We start from the raw sequence: 17,731 nt of genomic DNA, 5'->3' as shown, positions 1-17,731 counted from the left end.
TCCCCTCAGTCAGGAGAGACCGGTGTCAGACGTCCGTGTGATCATCCAACGCGATTCCGAGCGGGAAGAGCACGTGGTGACGACGGGCACGACCGCCGGCGAGCTCTTCCCCGGTCAGCGCACCGTCGTCGCCGCGCGCGTCGGCGGCGAGCTGAAGGACCTCTCCTACGTGCTCCAGGACGGCGAGAGCGTCGAGCCCGTGGAGATCTCCTCCCCGGACGGTCTCGACATCCTGCGCCACTCCACCGCGCACGTCATGGCCCAGGCCGTGCAGGAGCTGTTCCCGGAGGCCAAGCTCGGCATCGGCCCGCCGGTCAAGGACGGCTTCTACTACGACTTCGACGTCGAGAAGCCGTTCACTCCCGAGGACCTCAAGGCCATCGAGAAGAAGATGCAGGAGATCCAGAAGCGGGGCCAGAGGTTCTCCCGCCGCGTGGTCTCCGACGAGGCCGCCCGCGAAGAGCTGAAAGACGAGCCGTACAAGCTGGAGCTCATCGGCATCAAGGGTTCCGCGTCCTCCGACGACGGCGCGGACGTCGAGGTGGGCGGCGGCGAGCTGACCATCTACGACAACCTCGACCCGAAGACCGGCGACCTGTGCTGGAAGGACCTCTGCCGGGGTCCGCACCTGCCCACCACCCGGTTCATCCCCGCGTTCAAGCTGATGCGCAACGCCGCCGCGTACTGGCGCGGCAGCGAGAAGAACCCGATGCTCCAGCGCATCTACGGCACCGCCTGGCCCACCAAGGACGAGCTGAAGGCGCACCTGGAGTTCCTGGAGGAGGCCGCCAAGCGCGACCACCGCAAGCTCGGCAACGAGCTGGACCTCTTCTCCTTCCCCGACGAGATCGGCCCCGGCCTCGCGGTCTTCCATCCCAAGGGCGGCGTCATCCGCCGGGCCATGGAGGACTACTCGCGCCGCCGCCACGAGGAGGAGGGCTACGAGTTCGTCTACAGCCCGCACGCCACCAAGGGCAAGCTCTTCGAGAAGTCCGGCCACCTGGACTGGTACGCCGACGGCATGTACCCGCCCATGCAGCTCGACGACGGGGTGGACTACTACCTCAAGCCGATGAACTGCCCGATGCACAACCTGATCTTCGACGCGCGCGGCCGCTCCTACCGCGAACTGCCGCTGCGCCTCTTCGAGTTCGGCACGGTGTACCGGTACGAGAAGTCGGGCGTCGTGCACGGGCTGACCCGCTCGCGCGGTTTCACCCAGGACGACGCGCACATCTACTGCACCAAGGAGCAGATGGCGGAGGAGCTGGACCGCACGCTCACCTTCGTGCTGAACCTGCTCCGCGACTACGGGCTCACCGACTTCTACCTGGAGCTGTCCACCAAGGACCCGGAGAAGTACGTCGGCTCCGACGAGACCTGGGAGGAGGCCACCGAGACGCTCCGCCAGGTCGCCGAGAAGCAGGGCCTTCCCCTCGTCCCGGACCCGGGCGGCGCCGCGTTCTACGGCCCGAAGATCTCCGTGCAGTGCCAGGACGCCATCGGCCGCACCTGGCAGATGTCGACCGTGCAGCTCGACTTCAACCTGCCGGAGCGCTTCGACCTGGAGTACACCGGCCCGGACGGCTCCAAGCAGCGCCCGGTGATGATCCACCGCGCCCTGTTCGGCTCCATCGAGCGCTTCTTCGCCGTGCTCCTGGAGCACTACGCGGGCGCGTTCCCGGTCTGGCTCGCCCCGGTCCAGGCGGTCGGCATCCCGATCGGTGACGCCCACATCCCCTATCTCCAGGAGTTCGCCGCCAAGGCGCGCAAGCAGGGGCTGCGGGTGGACGTGGACGCCTCCTCCGACCGGATGCAGAAGAAGATCCGCAACCAGCAGAAGGCCAAGGTGCCCTTCATGATCATCGCTGGTGACGAGGACATGGCCAACGGTGCCGTCTCCTTCCGTTACCGCGACGGTTCGCAGGAGAACGGCATCCCGGTCGACGAGGCCATCGCCAAGATCGCGAAGGCCGTCGAGGACCGCGTACAGGTCTGATCCCGCCGAGGCGGTACGGCCCCCGGAGCGTCACCCGCGCTCCGGGGGCCGTTTCTCGTCCTCCCGCGTGAACACCTGGATCAGCCACGACGAGAACGACCCGGTCACCGCGCCCAGCAGGGCGAGCCCGCAGGCCATCAGCCCCGCCGCGACCGTCCGCCCCCAGAACGTGACCGGGACCGCGTCCCCGTAGCCGACCGTCGTGAGCGTCGCGCACGCCCACCACACCGCGTCCCCGAACGTGACGATCGAGGCGCCGGGGGCCCGGTGCTCCAGGTGGTAGACCGCGAGGGAGGCGGCGAACCCCAGCAGGACGGCGGTCATCCCCGCGTACGCCATCACCCGCGTGTACAGGTCCAGCCGCGGCCGGCCGTGGCGGCGCTGGACCGCCTGGTACACCTTCACCATCCGCAGGGGACGCAGCAGGGGCAGCAGCAGGACCAGGGTGTCCAGGCGGTGCGTACGCGGGAAGCGCGCGCCCAGGCCGCTGAGGCGCAGCCGGGTCACGTAGTCCAGGAGGAAGATCAGCCAGGCCGACCCGACGAGGACCAGCGCGAGGTCGTTCCAGGGCTCCGCGTCGCGCGGGGTCAGCACGCGGACCGCGTATCCCGCGAGGAAGGCCAGCCCCGTGAGGAAGAGGGGGACCTCCGTGCGATGCTCCCAGCGGGTCAGCCGGGAGGGCGGATCGGGGGCGGCGCGGTCGCTCATCGCCTCAGCATCACGGGCGGCCGGGCGGCGCGGCCCCGGCGACACGCCCCCTCCGGGTGACGCCATATGCTGACCGGCATGACGAGTGAGCCGGAGCAGCAGATCGGGGTGGGGATGCCCGACGCATTCCAGCGCCTGTGGACGCCCCACCGGATGGCGTACATCCAGGGCGAGAACAAGCCGAGCGGCCCGGGGGCCGAGGACGGCTGCCCGTTCTGCTCGATTCCCGCGAAGTCCGACGAGGACGGGCTCGTCGTGGCCCGTGGCGAGCACGTCTACGCGGTGCTGAACCTGTACCCGTACAACGGCGGCCACCTCATGGTCGTGCCCTACCGGCACGTGGCCGACTACACCGAGCTGAACGGCCCGGAGACCGTCGAGCTGGCGGACTTCACCAAGCGGGCGATGACCGCGCTGCGGACGGCATCCGGCGCCCACGGCTTCAACATCGGTATGAACCAGGGCTCCGTCGCCGGCGCCGGGATCGCCGCGCATCTGCACCAGCACCTGGTGCCGCGCTGGGGCGGGGACGCCAACTTCATGCCGGTGATCGGTCACACCAAGGTGCTGCCCCAACTGCTCGGGGAGACCCGCGCGATCCTGGCCGACGCCTGGCCCGTGGGCGACCTGCCGGTCCGCTGAGACCGGCCACGGCGCGCCGTGGAGGACACGCGAGGGGGAGGCCCGGCCACCGGGCCTCCCCCTTCGTCGTGCTTTTCCCTCCGTGCTCCCGTGCTCCGTGCGAACGCCGTGCCTATGCGTCGTACACGTCGGCCTTGCGCGGGGCCGGGTCCTGGACGAGGCCGCTCAGGACCATCGAGCGGTTGTCGAAGCGCTCCGTGTCGACGCCGTTCTCCGCGAGGACGCGCATCGCGGCCGTGTGGACGGCCCGCAGCACCGGAGTGGCGGCGCGCATCGCGTCGTCCGCCATGAAGCGGTGGTTCCACGGCTTGGCCGCCCACGCGTGCCGCAGCCCGAACGGCTCGGGCAGCACGATCTTCCCGCCCAGGTAGTCCAGCAGCGGCGGATACCAGGTGAGGGGGGCCCGCAGGGCGAGCCGGACGACCTCCTTGGCGTCCACCAGCGCCAGCTGGATGTCCCGCGTCTCCCAGAAGCGGACCGTCTTGTTGACCGTCTTCGTCTTCGCCGCCGGCTTGGAGAGGAACAGGCCGTGCACCGGCCCCAGGGCGTGCCCGGTGACCTCGATGCGCAGCGTCTCGTGGAGCACGGTCACGGTGATCATCATGGTGATCACCAGCTGGCCGTCCCACAGGGTGAACTGGACGCCCAGGTAGTGCCGGTCACCCCCGCCGAACTGCTGGTGGTTGCAGATCCGCTGGATCTCGTGGGGCTTCACCTGGAACGTGGCGACGTCCTCCCCGTCGGGGCGGGTGACGGAGTCGGCGTTCTCCCCGATGGGCGAGACGATCCAGTGCTTCACGGAGGGCTTGGGGAAGCCGCCGGTGTTCAGCGGCCCCCGCTCCAGCATCTTCAGCTGGTCGTGGATGATCCGGATCAGGTCCCAGCTGCGGAACTGGTGGATCTCCTTCGTCGGGTCCTTCGGGATCAGTTCCTCGGCCAGCTGCCAACTGCCCCAGCGGGTGCCCATTCCGAGGATGCCCTTGGGCCCGGCGTAGAAGACGGAGTTGGACTGCTGCTCGGCCGACAGCTTCTCCAGCGCCTGGCGCAGCGCCTCGCGCGCGGTCTCGTTGGGGTTCTTGGGCACCGCCTCGGGGATCTTGGCGATCACCCCGGTGCCCGAGAGCAGGCCCTCCCAGCGGGCCCGCAGGTCCCTGGCCGAGGTCTCCGCGATCCGCTTGGCGAGCAGCCAGCCGATCACCGGGGCGATGAGCGCGCCCCGCACGTACAGCGCCAGCAGCCCGGCCAGCGGGAGCTTGACCATCAGGACGAGCGCGCCGATCCCGAAGGCGGCCAGGAGGGCCGTGCCGACCGCGCGGAACGCCGTGTCCTTGGACTTGTTGAGCGCGTCCCGGATCCGGAAGGCGATCACCCAGGCGAGCATGCCGGGCAGGAACAGGATGCCGAACACCACGGTCACCAGGGTGAGACGGGCGTCACGGGCCTTGCGGAGGTTGTTCGCCGACAGACAGTGCTCCACCACGGTCTGCGGGTCCGTGCCGAACGACTGGATCAGCGCCTTGCGCGCGCCGCCGAGCATCCGTTCCTGGACGGCGCGGGCGAACGCCTCACCGAGATTCGGCTTGAAGTAGTCCGACTTGAAGAGTTTGGAGGACCCCGGCTTCACCTGCGAGGTGTGCCACTCGCTGTTGGCGTCGAGGATCGTCTCCACCGGACTGTCCCGGTACGCCGCCGAGGCCAGGGCGTTGGTCGCCACGGTCTGGCCGCCCGAGCCCTGGATCGGGACCTGGGCCCCGGGTGAGAAGTCGAATCCGTCGTTGGCCACCTGTCGCCCCCACTCGCCGCACGTCTGCTCCTGCGGTGTGCCCAACTACCGTACGCGGCATACCTTCTGAGCTGGGCCCACAGCGTATCGTCCGGATCACGCCACTGCCCGTCACCGGCGTGACCAGGGGTGGTGTGTGCGTCAGTGCGCCGGTCACGCGCCGGGGCCGGGTCGCCCGGGCGGACACCGGGGGAGCGGCGCGCCCGTGCGGCGCGGACGGGGGCGGCGCGGGTACGGGTCCCGCGTCGGGTACGGACTGCGGGCCGCGGCGGGTGGGCGGGCCGTCCGCCGGACCGGGGAGCGGACCGTGCCGCGTCGCGCACGCCGCACCCGCGGCCCGGTGACACCCGCCGCGGGTGCCCGTCCGGTGGAAGGCACCTGCGGTGACTACGATGGGCCAGCCGGTGGCCGAAGGGGCCGCTCGGCGAACCGAACCCTCGGGAAGGCCATGCTGAACAAGTACGCGCGTGCATTCTTCACGCGTGTCCTCACACCGTTCGCCGCTCTGCTGCTCCGCCTCGGGGTCAGCCCCGACGCGGTCACTCTCATCGGTACGGCCGGAGTGATGGCAGGTGCGCTGGTCTTTTTCCCCATGGGGGAGTTCTTCTGGGGCACGATCGTCATCACGATCTTCGTCTTCTCCGACCTCGTCGACGGCAACATGGCGCGGCAGGCCGGGATCTCCAGCCGGTGGGGCGCGTTCCTCGACTCGACGCTCGACCGGGTCGCCGACGGGGCGATCTTCGCCGGCTTCGCCCTCTGGTACGCGGGCCGCGGGGACGACAACATCCTCTGCGCCGTCGCGATCTTCTGCCTCGCCAGTGGCCAGGTGGTCTCGTACACCAAGGCGCGCGGCGAGTCGATCGGTCTGCCGGTCGCGGTCAACGGCCTCGTGGAGCGCGCCGAGCGCCTGGTCATCTCGCTGGTCGCCGCAGGTCTCGCCGGACTGCACACGTTCGGCGTCCCCGGCGTCGAGGTGCTGCTCCCGATCGCGCTGTGGATCGTCGCCGTCGGCAGCCTCGTCACGCTGATCCAGCGCGTGGTGACCGTACGCCGCGAGTCGGCCGAGGCGGACGCGGCCGAGGCCGCCGCCGCGGGTCCGGCGGAACCGGACGCCGCCGGCCACGGGAGCGAGGCCGACCGGTGACCCCGTCCGACCTGAGGGGCCGACTCACCGACGGGTTGTACGGACTGGGCTGGAGCGCGGTCAAGAAGCTGCCCGAGCCCGCCGCCGCCCGGCTCTTCCGCACCATCGCCGACCGGACGTGGAAGCGGCGCGGCAAGAGCGTGCTGCGGCTGGAGTCGAACCTCGCGCGGGTCGTCCCCGACGCCACCCCGGAGCGGCTGGCCGAGCTGTCGCGGGCCGGGATGCGCTCCTACATGCGGTACTGGATGGAGTCGTTCCGGCTGCCGACCTGGACCCCGGAGCGGATCAGGGCGAGCATCGACGTTCAGGACGCCCACCTGCTGACCGAGGGCATGGACGCCGGGAAGGGCGTGATCGTCGCCCTGCCGCACCTGGGCAACTGGGACCTCGCCGGAGCCTGGGTCACCACCGATCTGAAGGTCCCTTTCACCACCGTCGCCGAACGGCTGGAGCCCGCCACCCTCTACGACCGTTTCGTCGCCTACCGCGAGAGTCTGGGCATGGAGGTCCTGCCGCACAGCGGCGGAGCCGCCTTCGGGACCCTGGCGCGGCGGCTGCGCGCGGGCGGCCTGATCTGCCTGGTCGCGGACCGGGACCTGTCCGCCTCCGGCGTCGAGGTGTCGTTCTTCGGCGCCACCGCGCGGATGCCCGCGGGACCGGCGCTGCTCGCCCTGCAGACGGGCGCGCGCCTGCTGCCGGTGACCCTCTGGTACGACGGCACGCCGGTGATGAAGGCGCGTATCCACCCGGCGGTCGAGGCGCCGGAGGAAGGCACCCGCCCCGAGCGGACCGCCGCCATGACGCAGGGACTGGCCGACGCCTTCGCCGACGGCATCGCCGAACACCCGGAGGACTGGCACATGCTCCAGCGGCTCTGGCTGGACGACCTGGACCCCCGGAAGGAACCGACGTGAAGATCGGCATCGTCTGCCCGTACTCCTGGGACGTACCGGGCGGCGTGCAGTTCCACATCCGGGACCTCGCCGAGCACCTGATCCGGCTCGGCCACGAGGTCTCCGTCCTGGCCCCCGCCGACGACGAGACCCCGCTGCCGCCCTACGTCGTCTCCGCGGGCCGGGCCGTCCCCGTCCCGTACAACGGCTCCGTCGCCCGGCTGAACTTCGGCTTCCTCTCGGCGGCGCGGGTACGGCGCTGGCTGCACGACGGCACGTTCGACGTCATCCACATCCACGAGCCGACCTCCCCGTCGCTGGGCCTGCTGGCCTGCTGGGCGGCGCAGGGGCCGATCGTGGCCACCTTCCACACCTCCAACCCGCGCTCGCGGGCGATGATCGCCGCGTATCCGATCCTCCAGCCCGCGCTGGAGAAGATCAGCGCCCGGATCGCGGTGAGCGAGTACGCGCGGCGCACCCTGGTCGAACACCTCGGCGGGGACGCGGTCGTCATCCCCAACGGCGTCGACGTCGGCTTCTTCGCCGAGGCCGAGCCGAAGGCCGAATGGCAGGGCCAGACCCTCGGCTTCATCGGCCGTATCGACGAACCCCGCAAGGGCCTGCCCGTCCTGATGAAGGCGCTGCCCGCCATCCTCGCCGCCCGCCCCGGGGCCCGGCTGCTGGTCGCCGGGCGCGGCGACGAGGAGGAGGCGGTGGCGACGCTGCCGAAGGAGCTGCGCGAACGCGTCGAGTTCCTCGGCATGGTCAGCGACGAGGACAAGGCCCGGCTGCTGCGCAGCGTCGACGTGTACGTGGCGCCCAACACCGGGGGCGAGAGCTTCGGCATCATCCTGGTCGAGGCGCTCTCGGCCGGCGCGCCGGTCCTCGCCAGCGACCTGGACGCCTTCGCGCAGGTGCTGGACCAGGGAGCGGCGGGCGACCTGTTCGCCAACGAGGACGCCGACGCGCTGGCCGCCGCCGCCATCCGGCTGCTGGGCGACCCGGAGCGCCGGGCCGGACTGCGCGAACGCGGCGAGGCCCATGTACGCCGCTTCGACTGGGGGACGGTCGGGGCCGACATCCTCGCGGTCTACGAGACGGTGACCGACGGGGCCGCCTCCGTCGCGGCCGACGAACGCTCCGGGCTGCGCGCCCGGTTCGGGCTCGCGCGGGACTGAGACCGGGGCCCCGCACCCCGACGGGGTCCCGACGGGGTGCGGGGCCGCGGCGACGGTAGCGTGGGGGCCCGTGACCGTAACCCTCATCGTCTGGATCGTCGTCGCCCTCATCGCGATCGGCGTGTACCTCAGCTGGACCGCCGGGCGGCTCGACCGCCTGCACTCCCGGATCGACGCCGCGCGGGCCGCCCTCGACGCCCAACTCCTGCGCCGCGCCTCGGTCACCCAGGAGCTGGCCACCTCCGGCGTCCTGGACCCGGCCGCCTCGATCCTCCTGTACGAGGCCGCGCACGCGGCCCGGCAGGCCGAGGAGGACCACCGGGAGGTGGCCGAGAGCGAACTGAGCGCCGCCCTGCGCGCGGTCTTCGGCGAGCCGGCCCAGGTCGAGGCGGTGAAGGAGGTCCCCGGTGGCGAGGATGCGGCCGTCGAGCTGGCCGCCGCCGTACGCCGCGTGCCCATGGCCCGCCGCTTCCACAACGATGCCGTACGCGCCGCCCGCGCGCTGCGCCGGCACCGTACCGTCCGGCTCTTCCGGCTGGCCGGGCACGCGCCGTTCCCGCTCGCCGTCGAGATGGACGACGCCCCTCCGGTGGCCCTCGCGGACCGGCCCGGCACCTGAGACCGCCGCCGTACCGGGGGCGCCTCCGGCGCGCGGGAGCCACGCCGCACACGGCCTCCGGGACGGAACGATCCACGGCGTGCCCATTGGCCCTTGCTGTGGCCTGGTCCCGGAGCGTTTGCTCGGCGGTGCAGAGTCCAGCGTCTTTCACCGAGTGAGGTCCCGTGTCCACGCTTCCCAGCACCCCGCAGTCCGCCGCACCCGTCACCGGCACCGCCCGCGTCAAGCGCGGCATGGCCGAGCAGCTCAAGGGCGGCGTGATCATGGACGTCGTCGACGCCGAGCAGGCGAAGATCGCCGAGGACGCGGGCGCCGTGGCGGTCATGGCCCTGGAGCGGGTCCCCGCCGACATCCGCAAGGACGGCGGCGTGGCCCGGATGTCCGACCCCAACATGATCGAGGAGATCATCGGGGCCGTCTCCATCCCCGTCATGGCCAAGTCCCGCATCGGCCACTTCGTCGAGGCCCAGGTCCTCCAGTCCCTCGGCGTCGACTACATCGACGAGTCCGAGGTGCTCACCCCGGCCGACGAGGTCAACCACAGCGACAAGTTCGCCTTCACCACCCCCTTCGTCTGCGGCGCCACCAACCTGGGCGAGGCCCTGCGCCGGATCGCCGAGGGCGCGGCCATGATCCGCTCGAAGGGCGAGGCCGGCACCGGCAACGTCGTCGAGGCCGTCCGCCACCTGCGCCAGATCAAGAACGAGATCGCGCGGCTGCGCGGCTTCGACAACAACGAGCTGTACGCCGCCGCCAAGGACCTCCGCGCCCCCTACGAGCTGGTCAAGGAGGTCGCGGAGCTGGGCAAGCTGCCCGTCGTGCTGTTCTCCGCCGGCGGGGTCGCCACCCCGGCCGACGCCGCGCTGATGCGCCAGCTCGGCGCCGAGGGCGTCTTCGTCGGCTCCGGCATCTTCAAGTCCGGCGACCCGGCCAAGCGCGCCGCCGCCATCGTGAAGGCCACCACCTTCTACGACGACCCGAAGGTCATCGCGGACGCCTCCCGCAACCTGGGCGAGGCCATGGTCGGCATCAACTGCGACACCCTTCCCGAGTCCGAGCGCTACGCCAACCGCGGCTGGTAACCACTGATGAGCGACACCCCCCTGATCGGCGTCCTCGCACTCCAGGGCGACGTACGGGAGCACCTGATCGCCCTGGCCTCGGCGGACGCCCTGGCCAGGCCGATCCGGCGCCCCGACGAGCTGGCCGAGGTGGACGGTCTGGTCATACCGGGCGGCGAGTCCACCACCATGTCCAAACTGGCGGTGCTCTTCGGCATGCTGGAGCCGCTGCGCGAGCGGGTGCGGACCGGGATGCCGGTCTACGGCACCTGCGCGGGCATGATCCTGCTGGCCGGGAAGATCCTCGACCCCCGCTCGCACCAGGAGACCGTCGGCGGCATCGACATGATCGTGCGGCGCAACGCCTTCGGGCGGCAGAACGAGTCGTTCGAGGCCGCGGTCGAGGTCGCGGGCGTCGACGGCGGCCCGGTGGAAGGCGTGTTCATCCGTGCTCCCTGGGTCGAGTCCGTCGGGGCCGGCGCCGAGGTCATCGCCGAACATGACGGGCATATCGTGGCCGTCCGGCAGAAAAACGCCCTCGCCACCTCGTTCCACCCCGAACTGACCGGCGACCACCGCATGCACGCCCTGTTCGTGGACATGGTGCGCGCGGTGAAGTGAACGGACCCCGGTAGGATCTCTCGGGTTCGACTCGATTTTGGTGACGCGAAGGAGAAGGCAGATGTCCGGCCACTCTAAATGGGCTACGACGAAGCACAAGAAGGCCGTGATTGACGCCAAGCGCGGCAAGCTCTTCGCGAAGCTGATCAAGAACATCGAGGTCGCGGCCCGCTCCGGCGGCGTCGACCCCGAGGGCAACCCCACGCTCGTCGACGCCATTCAGAAGGCGAAGAAGAGCTCCGTCCCCAACAAGAACATCGACTCCGCGGTCAAGCGCGGCGGTGGTCTCGAAGCGGGCGGAAGCGATTACGAGACGATCATGTACGAGGGTTACGGCCCCAACGGTGTCGCGGTGCTCATCGAGTGCCTCACCGACAACCGCAACCGCGCCGCGTCCGACGTCCGTGTCGCCATGACCCGGAACGGCGGCTCGATGGCCGATCCGGGCTCGGTCTCGTACCTGTTCAACCGCAAGGGCGTCGTGATCGTGCCCAAGGGCGAGCTGACCGAGGACGACGTCCTCGGCGCCGTCCTCGACGCGGGCGCCGAGGAGGTCAACGACCTCGGCGAGACCTTCGAGGTGGTCAGCGAGGCCACCGACATGGTCGCGGTGCGCACCGCCCTCCAGGAGGCGGGCATCGACTACGACTCCGCCGAGGCCAGCTTCCTGCCCACCATGCAGGTCGAGCTGGACGAAGAGGGCGCCCGCAAGATCTTCAAGCTCATCGACGCGCTGGAGGACAGCGACGACGTGCAGAACGTCTTCGCCAACTTCGACGTGTCCGACGAGGTCATGGAGAAGGTCGACGCCTGACGGCACGGCCGCCAGGTCTTCACGCGACGGGCCGACGGGGCACTCCCCGTCGGCCCGTCGTCCTGTGGTTGCCACGGTTTGTCGGTCCGAGCCGATAGCCTGCGGGAACAGATGATCGAGTGGGCGCGGCGTGCGCCGGTGACGACCGAGGACAGGGGGGCTCCATGCGGGTTCTGGGCATCGACCCGGGGCTGACCCGGTGCGGCGTCGGCGTGGTCGAGGGGGTCGCGGGACGCCCGCTGACCATGATCGGCGTCGGCGTCGTGCGCACCCCCGCCGACGCCGAACTGGGCGACCGCCTCGTCGCCGTCGAGCGCGGCATCGAGCAGTGGCTCGACGAACACACCCCCGGCTTCGTCGCCGTCGAGCGCGTCTTCGCCCAGCACAACGTCCGTACGGTGATGGGCACCGCCCAGGCCAGCGCGGTCGCCATGCTCTGCGCCGCCCGCCGCGGCATCCCCGTCGCCCTGCACACCCCCAGCGAGGTCAAGGCCGCCGTCACCGGCTCGGGCCGTGCCGACAAGGCCCAGATCGGCGCGATGGTGACCCGGCTGCTGCGGCTGGACGCACCGCCCAGGCCCGCCGACGCCGCCGACGCCCTGGCCCTCGCGATCTGCCACATCTGGCGGGCCCCCGCCCAGAACCGGCTCCAGCGGGCCGTCGCCGCCCACCGCTCGCCCGGCACGTCCCGGACCGCCGGCTCCCTCGGCGTGTCGAGGACCCCGGCCGCCTCCCGCACCCCGCGCCGGACCGGCTCGCACGACACGCCCGGCAGCTCCAGCACCCCCGGTACGCCCGGTACCTCCAGCACGCCCCGCACGCTGAAAGGCCGCACCGCATGATCGCCTTCGTCTCCGGCCCGGTGGCCGCCCTCGCCCCGGCCACGGCCGTCATCGAGGTCGGCGGCATCGGCATGGCCGTCCAGTGCACCCCGCAGACCCTCGCCGGCCTGCGGGTCGGCAAGGAGGCCCGGCTCGCCACCTCGCTGGTCGTCCGGGAGGACTCGCTCACCCTGTACGGCTTCGCCGACGGCGACGAGCGACAGGTCTTCGAACTCCTCCAGACCGCCAGCGGTGTCGGTCCCCGCCTCGCCCAGGCGATGCTCGCCACCCACAGCCCCGACGCCCTGCGCCTCGCCGTCTCCACCGGCGACGAGAAGGCGCTGACCGCCGTGTCCGGCATCGGGAAGAAGGGCGCCCAGAAACTGCTCCTGGAGCTCAAGGACCGCCTCGGCGAACCGGTCGGCGCGCACATCGGGCAGCAGGGCATCGGCACCCCCGTCACCTCCGGCTGGCGCGACCAGCTCCAGGCCGCGCTGATCGGCCTCGGCTACGCGAGCCGCGAGGCCGACGAGGCCGTCGACGCCGTCGCACCGCAGGCCGAGGCCGCCGTCGCCGAAGGCGCCGCACCCCCCGTGCCACAGCTCCTGCGGGCCGCCCTGCAGACTCTCAACCGCGCACGCTGACCGGCACCGAACCACCGAAGAGGCCCGAAATGAACTGGGACGAGACCGGACCCGAGACCGACGAGCCGACCGGCCCGGTCCTCGACGACCGGCTGGTCGACGCCGCCCATCTCGACGGCGAGGACACCGCGGTCGAGGCGGCCCTGCGCCCCCAGGACCTGGAGGAGTTCGTCGGCCAGGAGAAGGTACGCGAACAGCTCGACCTGGTCCTCAAGGCCGCCCGCGCCCGCGGTGCCACCGCCGACCACGTGCTGCTCTCCGGCGCCCCCGGCCTCGGCAAGACCACCCTCTCCATGATCATCGCCGCTGAGATGAACGCTCCGATCCGGATCACCTCGGGCCCCGCCATCCAGCACGCCGGCGATCTCGCCGCGATCCTCTCCTCCCTCCAGGAGGGCGAGGTCCTCTTCCTCGACGAGATCCACCGCATGTCCCGGCCCGCCGAGGAGATGCTGTACATGGCGATGGAGGACTTCCGGGTCGACGTCATCGTCGGCAAGGGCCCCGGCGCCACCGCGATCCCGCTGGAGCTGCCCCCGTTCACCCTGGTCGGGGCCACCACCCGCGCCGGACTGCTGCCGCCCCCGCTGCGCGACCGCTTCGGCTTCACCGGGCACATGGAGTTCTACGCCCCCGCCGAGCTGGAACGCGTCATCCACCGCTCCGCGCGGCTCCTCGACGTCGGCATCGACGCGGAGGGCGCGGCCGAGATCGCCGGACGTTCCCGCGGCACCCCCCGTATCGCCAACCGGCTGCTCCGCCGCGTCCGTGACTACGCCCAGGTCAAGGCGGAGGGAACGATCGACCGGGTGATCGCTGCGGCGGCCCTCAAGGTGTACGAGGTTGACGCCCGCGGACTGGATCGGCTGGACCGCGCCGTCCTCGGCGCCCTGCTGAAGCTGTTCGGCGGCGGTCCCGTCGGCCTGTCCACCCTGGCGGTCGCCGTGGGGGAGGAGCGGGAGACCGTCGAGGAGGTCGCCGAACCCTTCCTCGTACGGGAAGGACTGCTGGCCAGGACGCCGCGCGGCCGGGTCGCCACCCCCGCGGCCTGGGCGCACCTGGGACTGGTCCCGCCGGCGCACGGAGCAAAGGGACAACAGGGCTTGTTCGGGGCGTGAGGCGTCACGGGTTCGCCCGCACGGGAACCCGGGTGCCATGCTGGGCGTTGTTCCATCGATGCGGACTCGCTTAGACTCCGCCGATGCCGCCCTTACCGGTCGGTGTACCCACCCCCGTATATACAGGCCGCATTCCAGCGCGGTCGTGCGAAGGAATTCCCGTCCCGTGGATATCTTGACTTTCCTCCCCTTCATCGTGCTCATCGGGGCCATGTTCCTGATGACCCGCTCCGCCAAGAAGAAGCAGGCGGCGGCCGCGCAGATGCGCAACGACATGCAGCCCGGCACCGGCGTCCGGACGATCGGGGGCATGTACGCGACCGTGAAGGAAGTCCACGACGACACCGTCCTCCTCGAAGTGGCCCCGGGCGTGCACGCCGTCTACGCGAAGAACTCCATCGGCGCGGTCCTGGACGACGCGGAGTACAACCGCATCGTGCACGGCGACGACCCGGAGCTGGACACGGACGGCACCGTCGTTCCCGACGACGCCTCCTCGCTGACCGGTGACGCGGAGGTCGCCAAGATCGACCTGGGCAAGGACGACGCGGCCGACGACGACTCCGAGGACGCCTCGGCCAAGGACGTCAAGGACGTGAAGGACGCCGAGGACAAGAGCGGGAAGACCGACGGCGAAGCCGACACCAAGTAGTTCTCACGACCCCGGGGACGTCGCGCGCCCACCGGCGCGCGGCGTCCCCGGGACCGTGCGGTCGTCTGCGGGGGCAGGGTCCCCACTACATTTCGTGGCCGTTCCGACGCGTACCCGGCGCGGGGCGGTTGGACAGGGAGAAACGAGAAGGTGGCAGCACCCAAGAAGGGCCGAGGGCCGTCCGGCGGTCATGGCCGACCGGGGCGTGCCCTGGCTCTGATCCTCATCGCCATGGTCGCGCTCGCCGGCGGGATGTTCCTGTCCGGGCACACCACGCCCCGGCTGGGCATCGACCTCGCCGGCGGTACGTCGATCACGCTGGAGGCGCAGAACCAGCCCGGCAAGCCGAACGCGATCAACCAGACCAACATGGACACGGCGGTCGGGATCATCGAGCGGCGCGTCAACGGGCTGGGCGTCTCCGAGGCCGAGGTTCAGACCCAGGGCTCGAAGAACATCATCGTCAACATCCCCAAGGGGACGAACTCCAAGCAGGCCCAGGAGCAGGTCGGCACCACCGCCCAGCTCTACTTCCGGCCTGTGCTGACGGTGCAGGCGAGCGGCCCCGAGGCGCCCAAGCCCTCCGGCTCCGCGACCCCCTCGGCCAGCGCCACCCCCAAGCCCGGCGAGTCCGCCGCGGGCGGGGACAAGGGCGAGGACAAGGACAAGCCCGAGGGCGAGGAGGCCACCGGCACGGAGGCCACCCCCTCGGCGAGCGCCACCACGCAGGGCCGCGCGGTCACCGGCGCCCTGACGAAGGACGACCCGACGCCCGGCGCCTCCGACAAGCCCAAGCCGTCCGGCTCCCCCGAGGCGACGCCCTCCGTGGACCCGGCGACGGCCAAGCTCCAGGAGGAGTTCACCAAGCTCGACTGCACGGACCCCAAGCAGCGGACCGACGCGGGCAGGAACGCCAAGGCCACCGACTCCATCGTCGCCTGCGGTTCCAACGTTCCGGGCAGCTACGAGAAGTACATCCTCGGCCCCGCCGAGGTCTCCGGCAGCGACGTCGACGACGCCAAGGGCGCCATCGATCAGCAGACCGGTGAGTGGATCGTGTCGATGGAGTTCACCTCCGCCGGCGCCAAGAAGTTCCAGACGATCACCGGCCGGCTCTCGCAGCAGCAGCCGCCGATGAACCAGTTCGCGATCGTCCTCGACGGCGAGGTCGTCTCGGCTCCCTCGGTCCGCACCGCGCTCAGCAAGAACGCCCAGATCTCCGGCAGCTTCACCCAGCAGTCGGCCGAGGACCTCGGCAACATCCTGTCGTACGGCGCCCTGCCCCTGACCTTCAAGGAGGTCAGCGTCACCACGGTGACCGCGGCGCTCGGCAGCGAGCAGCTCAAGGGCGGCCTCATCGCCGGCGCCATCGGCCTGGCCCTCGTCGTCGTCTACCTGGTCGTCTACTACCGGGGCCTCGCGTTCATCGCGCTCCTGAGCCTCCTGGTGTCCGGCATCCTGACGTACACGATCATGGCTCTGCTCGGCCCGGCCATCGGCTTCGCGCTGAACCTCCCAGCGGTCTGCGGCGCCATCGTCGCCATCGGTATCACGGCCGACTCGTTCATCGTCTACTTCGAACGCGTCAGGGACGAGATCCGCGAGGGACGCACGCTCCGTCCGGCGATCGAACGCGCCTGGCCACGCGCCCGCCGCACCATCCTGGTCTCCGACTTCGTGTCGTTCCTGGCCGCAGCGGTGCTCTTCATCGTCACCGTGGGCAAGGTGCAGGGCTTCGCCTTCACGCTCGGCCTCACCACCCTGCTCGACGTCGTCGTGGTCTTCTTCTTCACGAAGCCCCTCATGACGCTCATGGGACGGACGAAGTTCTTCTCCCGCGGCGGCCCGTGGTCCGGACTGGACCCGAAGCGGCTCGGCGCCCAGCCGCCGCTGCGCCGTTCGCGCCGTGTCAACGCCCCCACCGAACCGAAGGAGGCGTGAGATGTCGCGACTCGGCAATCTCGGCGCCCGGCTCTACCGCGGCGAGGTCGGTTACGACTTCATCCGCAACCGCAAGATCTGGTACGGCGTCTCGATCCTGATCACCATCACGGCCATCATCGGCGTGGCGGTCGGCGGGCTGCGGATGGGCATCGAGTTCAAGGGCGGCGCGGTCTTCACGACCGACACCAAGGCCCAGATCTCGACCGCCCGGGCCACGGACGTGGCGACCGAGGCGTCCGGTCACATGGCGATCGTCCAGGAGCTCGGCAACGGCGGTCTGCGCATCCAGATCACCGAGGTCGACACCGCCAAGGCCAACGAGATCAAGGAGACCCTCTCCGACGAACTCGGCATCCCGGCCAATGACATCAACGCGGACCTGGTCGGCCCCAGCTGGGGCGAGCAGATCGCGAACAAGGCCTGGACCGGCCTCGGGGTCTTCATGATCCTGGTGGTGATCTATCTGGCGATCGCCTTCGAGTGGCGGATGGCCGTCGCCGCCCTGGTCGCGCTGATCCACGACATCACCATCACGGTCGGCGTCTACGCCCTGGTCGGCTTCGAGGTCACGCCCGGCACGGTGATCGGTCTGCTGACCATCCTCGGATACTCCCTGTACGACACGGTGGTGGTCTTCGACAGCCTGAAGGAGGGCCAGAAGGACATCACCAAGCAGACCCGCTACACGTACAGCGAGATCGCCAACCGGTCGATCAACAGCACCCTGGTCCGCTCCATCAACACCACCGTGGTGGCGCTGCTGCCGGTGGCCGGTCTGCTGTTCATCGGCGGTGGCGTCTTCGGCGCCGGCATGCTGAACGACATCTCGCTCTCGCTGTTCGTCGGCCTCGCCGCCGGCGCCTACTCCTCGATCTTCATCGCCACGCCGCTCGTCGCCGACCTCAAGGAACGCGAGCCGCAGATGAAGGCGCTGAAGAAGCGGGTGCTGGCCAAGCGGGCCGCCGCGGCCGCCAAGGGCGAGTTCCCGGAGGACGGAACCGAGGACCCGCGCGACGCCGCCGAGACCGCGGGCTCCACGATCGGGCACCCCCGGTCCCACGGCCGCGCCCCCGGGAAGCGCTGAGCG

At 70.9% G+C, this 17,731-nt stretch carries 17 protein-coding genes; 15 read left to right on the top strand and 2 right to left on the bottom strand.

Going from position 1 to position 17,731, the window contains the following annotated elements:
- Positions 1–22 precede the first annotated feature (22 nt).
- Positions 23–1,999, top strand: a complete 1,977-nt coding sequence (gene thrS, locus QFZ71_RS03570) for a threonine--tRNA ligase (protein ID WP_307666789.1) — start codon at positions 23–25, stop codon at positions 1,997–1,999.
- Between the two features lie 30 nt (positions 2,000–2,029).
- Here thrS and QFZ71_RS03565 read toward each other — a convergent pair whose 3' ends face one another.
- Positions 2,030–2,707, bottom strand: a complete 678-nt coding sequence (locus QFZ71_RS03565; RefSeq protein ID WP_307666788.1) for a potassium channel family protein — start codon at positions 2,705–2,707, stop codon at positions 2,030–2,032.
- Between the two features lie 66 nt (positions 2,708–2,773).
- Between QFZ71_RS03565 and QFZ71_RS03560 the strand changes: the two genes are divergently transcribed.
- Complete coding sequence (locus tag QFZ71_RS03560; RefSeq protein WP_307666787.1) at positions 2,774–3,349, top strand: HIT domain-containing protein; 576 nt, start codon at positions 2,774–2,776, stop codon at positions 3,347–3,349.
- Positions 3,350–3,461: 112 nt separating this feature from the next.
- On the opposite strand, the gene QFZ71_RS03555 is transcribed toward QFZ71_RS03560, so the two are convergent.
- On the bottom strand, positions 3,462–5,132 hold the full coding sequence (locus QFZ71_RS03555; RefSeq protein WP_307666786.1) for a hypothetical protein: 1,671 nt from the start codon (positions 5,130–5,132) through the stop codon (positions 3,462–3,464).
- Positions 5,133–5,580: 448 nt separating this feature from the next.
- Here QFZ71_RS03555 and pgsA point away from each other — a divergent pair, with 448 nt between their 5' ends.
- From pgsA to secF, 13 genes are all read left to right on the top strand, one after another.
- Positions 5,581–6,279, top strand: a complete 699-nt coding sequence (pgsA, locus tag QFZ71_RS03550) for a phosphatidylinositol phosphate synthase (RefSeq protein ID WP_307666785.1) — start codon at positions 5,581–5,583, stop codon at positions 6,277–6,279.
- Entirely contained in the window at positions 6,276–7,193 is a 918-nt protein-coding gene (locus QFZ71_RS03545; protein ID WP_307666784.1) for a phosphatidylinositol mannoside acyltransferase, read from the top strand. The genes pgsA and QFZ71_RS03545 overlap by 4 nt, the downstream gene beginning before the upstream one ends.
- On the top strand, positions 7,190–8,350 hold the full coding sequence (locus QFZ71_RS03540) for a glycosyltransferase family 4 protein (protein WP_307666783.1): 1,161 nt from the start codon (positions 7,190–7,192) through the stop codon (positions 8,348–8,350). Before QFZ71_RS03545 ends, QFZ71_RS03540 begins: the two co-directional genes overlap by 4 nt.
- Before the next feature lie 70 nt (positions 8,351–8,420).
- Positions 8,421–8,969 carry a hypothetical protein gene (locus QFZ71_RS03535; protein ID WP_307666782.1) on the top strand — a complete coding sequence of 183 codons (549 nt, stop codon included), beginning with the start codon at positions 8,421–8,423 and terminating at the stop codon, positions 8,967–8,969.
- 164 nt (positions 8,970–9,133) lie between these two features.
- Entirely contained in the window at positions 9,134–10,051 is a 918-nt protein-coding gene (gene pdxS / locus QFZ71_RS03530) for a pyridoxal 5'-phosphate synthase lyase subunit PdxS (protein WP_307666781.1), read from the top strand.
- Between the two features lie 6 nt (positions 10,052–10,057).
- On the top strand, positions 10,058–10,651 hold the full coding sequence (gene pdxT / locus QFZ71_RS03525) for a pyridoxal 5'-phosphate synthase glutaminase subunit PdxT (protein ID WP_307666780.1): 594 nt from the start codon (positions 10,058–10,060) through the stop codon (positions 10,649–10,651).
- Between the two features lie 61 nt (positions 10,652–10,712).
- Complete coding sequence (locus QFZ71_RS03520; RefSeq protein WP_307666779.1) at positions 10,713–11,465, top strand: YebC/PmpR family DNA-binding transcriptional regulator; 753 nt, start codon at positions 10,713–10,715, stop codon at positions 11,463–11,465.
- Between the two features lie 164 nt (positions 11,466–11,629).
- Entirely contained in the window at positions 11,630–12,307 is a 678-nt protein-coding gene (gene ruvC, locus QFZ71_RS03515; protein ID WP_307666778.1) for a crossover junction endodeoxyribonuclease RuvC, read from the top strand.
- Positions 12,304–12,930: a Holliday junction branch migration protein RuvA gene (gene ruvA / locus QFZ71_RS03510; protein ID WP_307666777.1), complete on the top strand. Its 627-nt coding sequence runs from the start codon at positions 12,304–12,306 to the stop codon at positions 12,928–12,930. The genes ruvC and ruvA overlap by 4 nt, the downstream gene beginning before the upstream one ends.
- 29 nt (positions 12,931–12,959) lie before the next feature.
- Complete coding sequence (gene ruvB, locus QFZ71_RS03505) at positions 12,960–14,048, top strand: Holliday junction branch migration DNA helicase RuvB (RefSeq protein ID WP_307666776.1); 1,089 nt, start codon at positions 12,960–12,962, stop codon at positions 14,046–14,048.
- Positions 14,049–14,214: 166 nt separating this feature from the next.
- A complete protein-coding gene (gene yajC, locus QFZ71_RS03500; RefSeq protein WP_307666775.1) occupies positions 14,215–14,700 on the top strand; it encodes a preprotein translocase subunit YajC in 486 nt (161 codons plus the stop codon).
- A gap of 150 nt (positions 14,701–14,850) precedes the next feature.
- Positions 14,851–16,641 carry a protein translocase subunit SecD gene (secD, locus tag QFZ71_RS03495; protein WP_307666774.1) on the top strand — a complete coding sequence of 597 codons (1,791 nt, stop codon included), beginning with the start codon at positions 14,851–14,853 and terminating at the stop codon, positions 16,639–16,641.
- Position 16,642: 1 nt separating this feature from the next.
- Positions 16,643–17,728, top strand: a complete 1,086-nt coding sequence (gene secF / locus QFZ71_RS03490) for a protein translocase subunit SecF (protein WP_307666773.1) — start codon at positions 16,643–16,645, stop codon at positions 17,726–17,728.
- Positions 17,729–17,731 lie beyond the last annotated feature (3 nt).

Origin of the sequence: Streptomyces sp. V2I9 (assembly GCF_030817475.1) — a bacterium.
In the GTDB taxonomy this organism is placed as follows: Bacteria; Actinomycetota; Actinomycetes; order Streptomycetales; family Streptomycetaceae; genus Streptomyces.
This window is presented reverse-complemented; position numbering and strand designations above follow the sequence as displayed.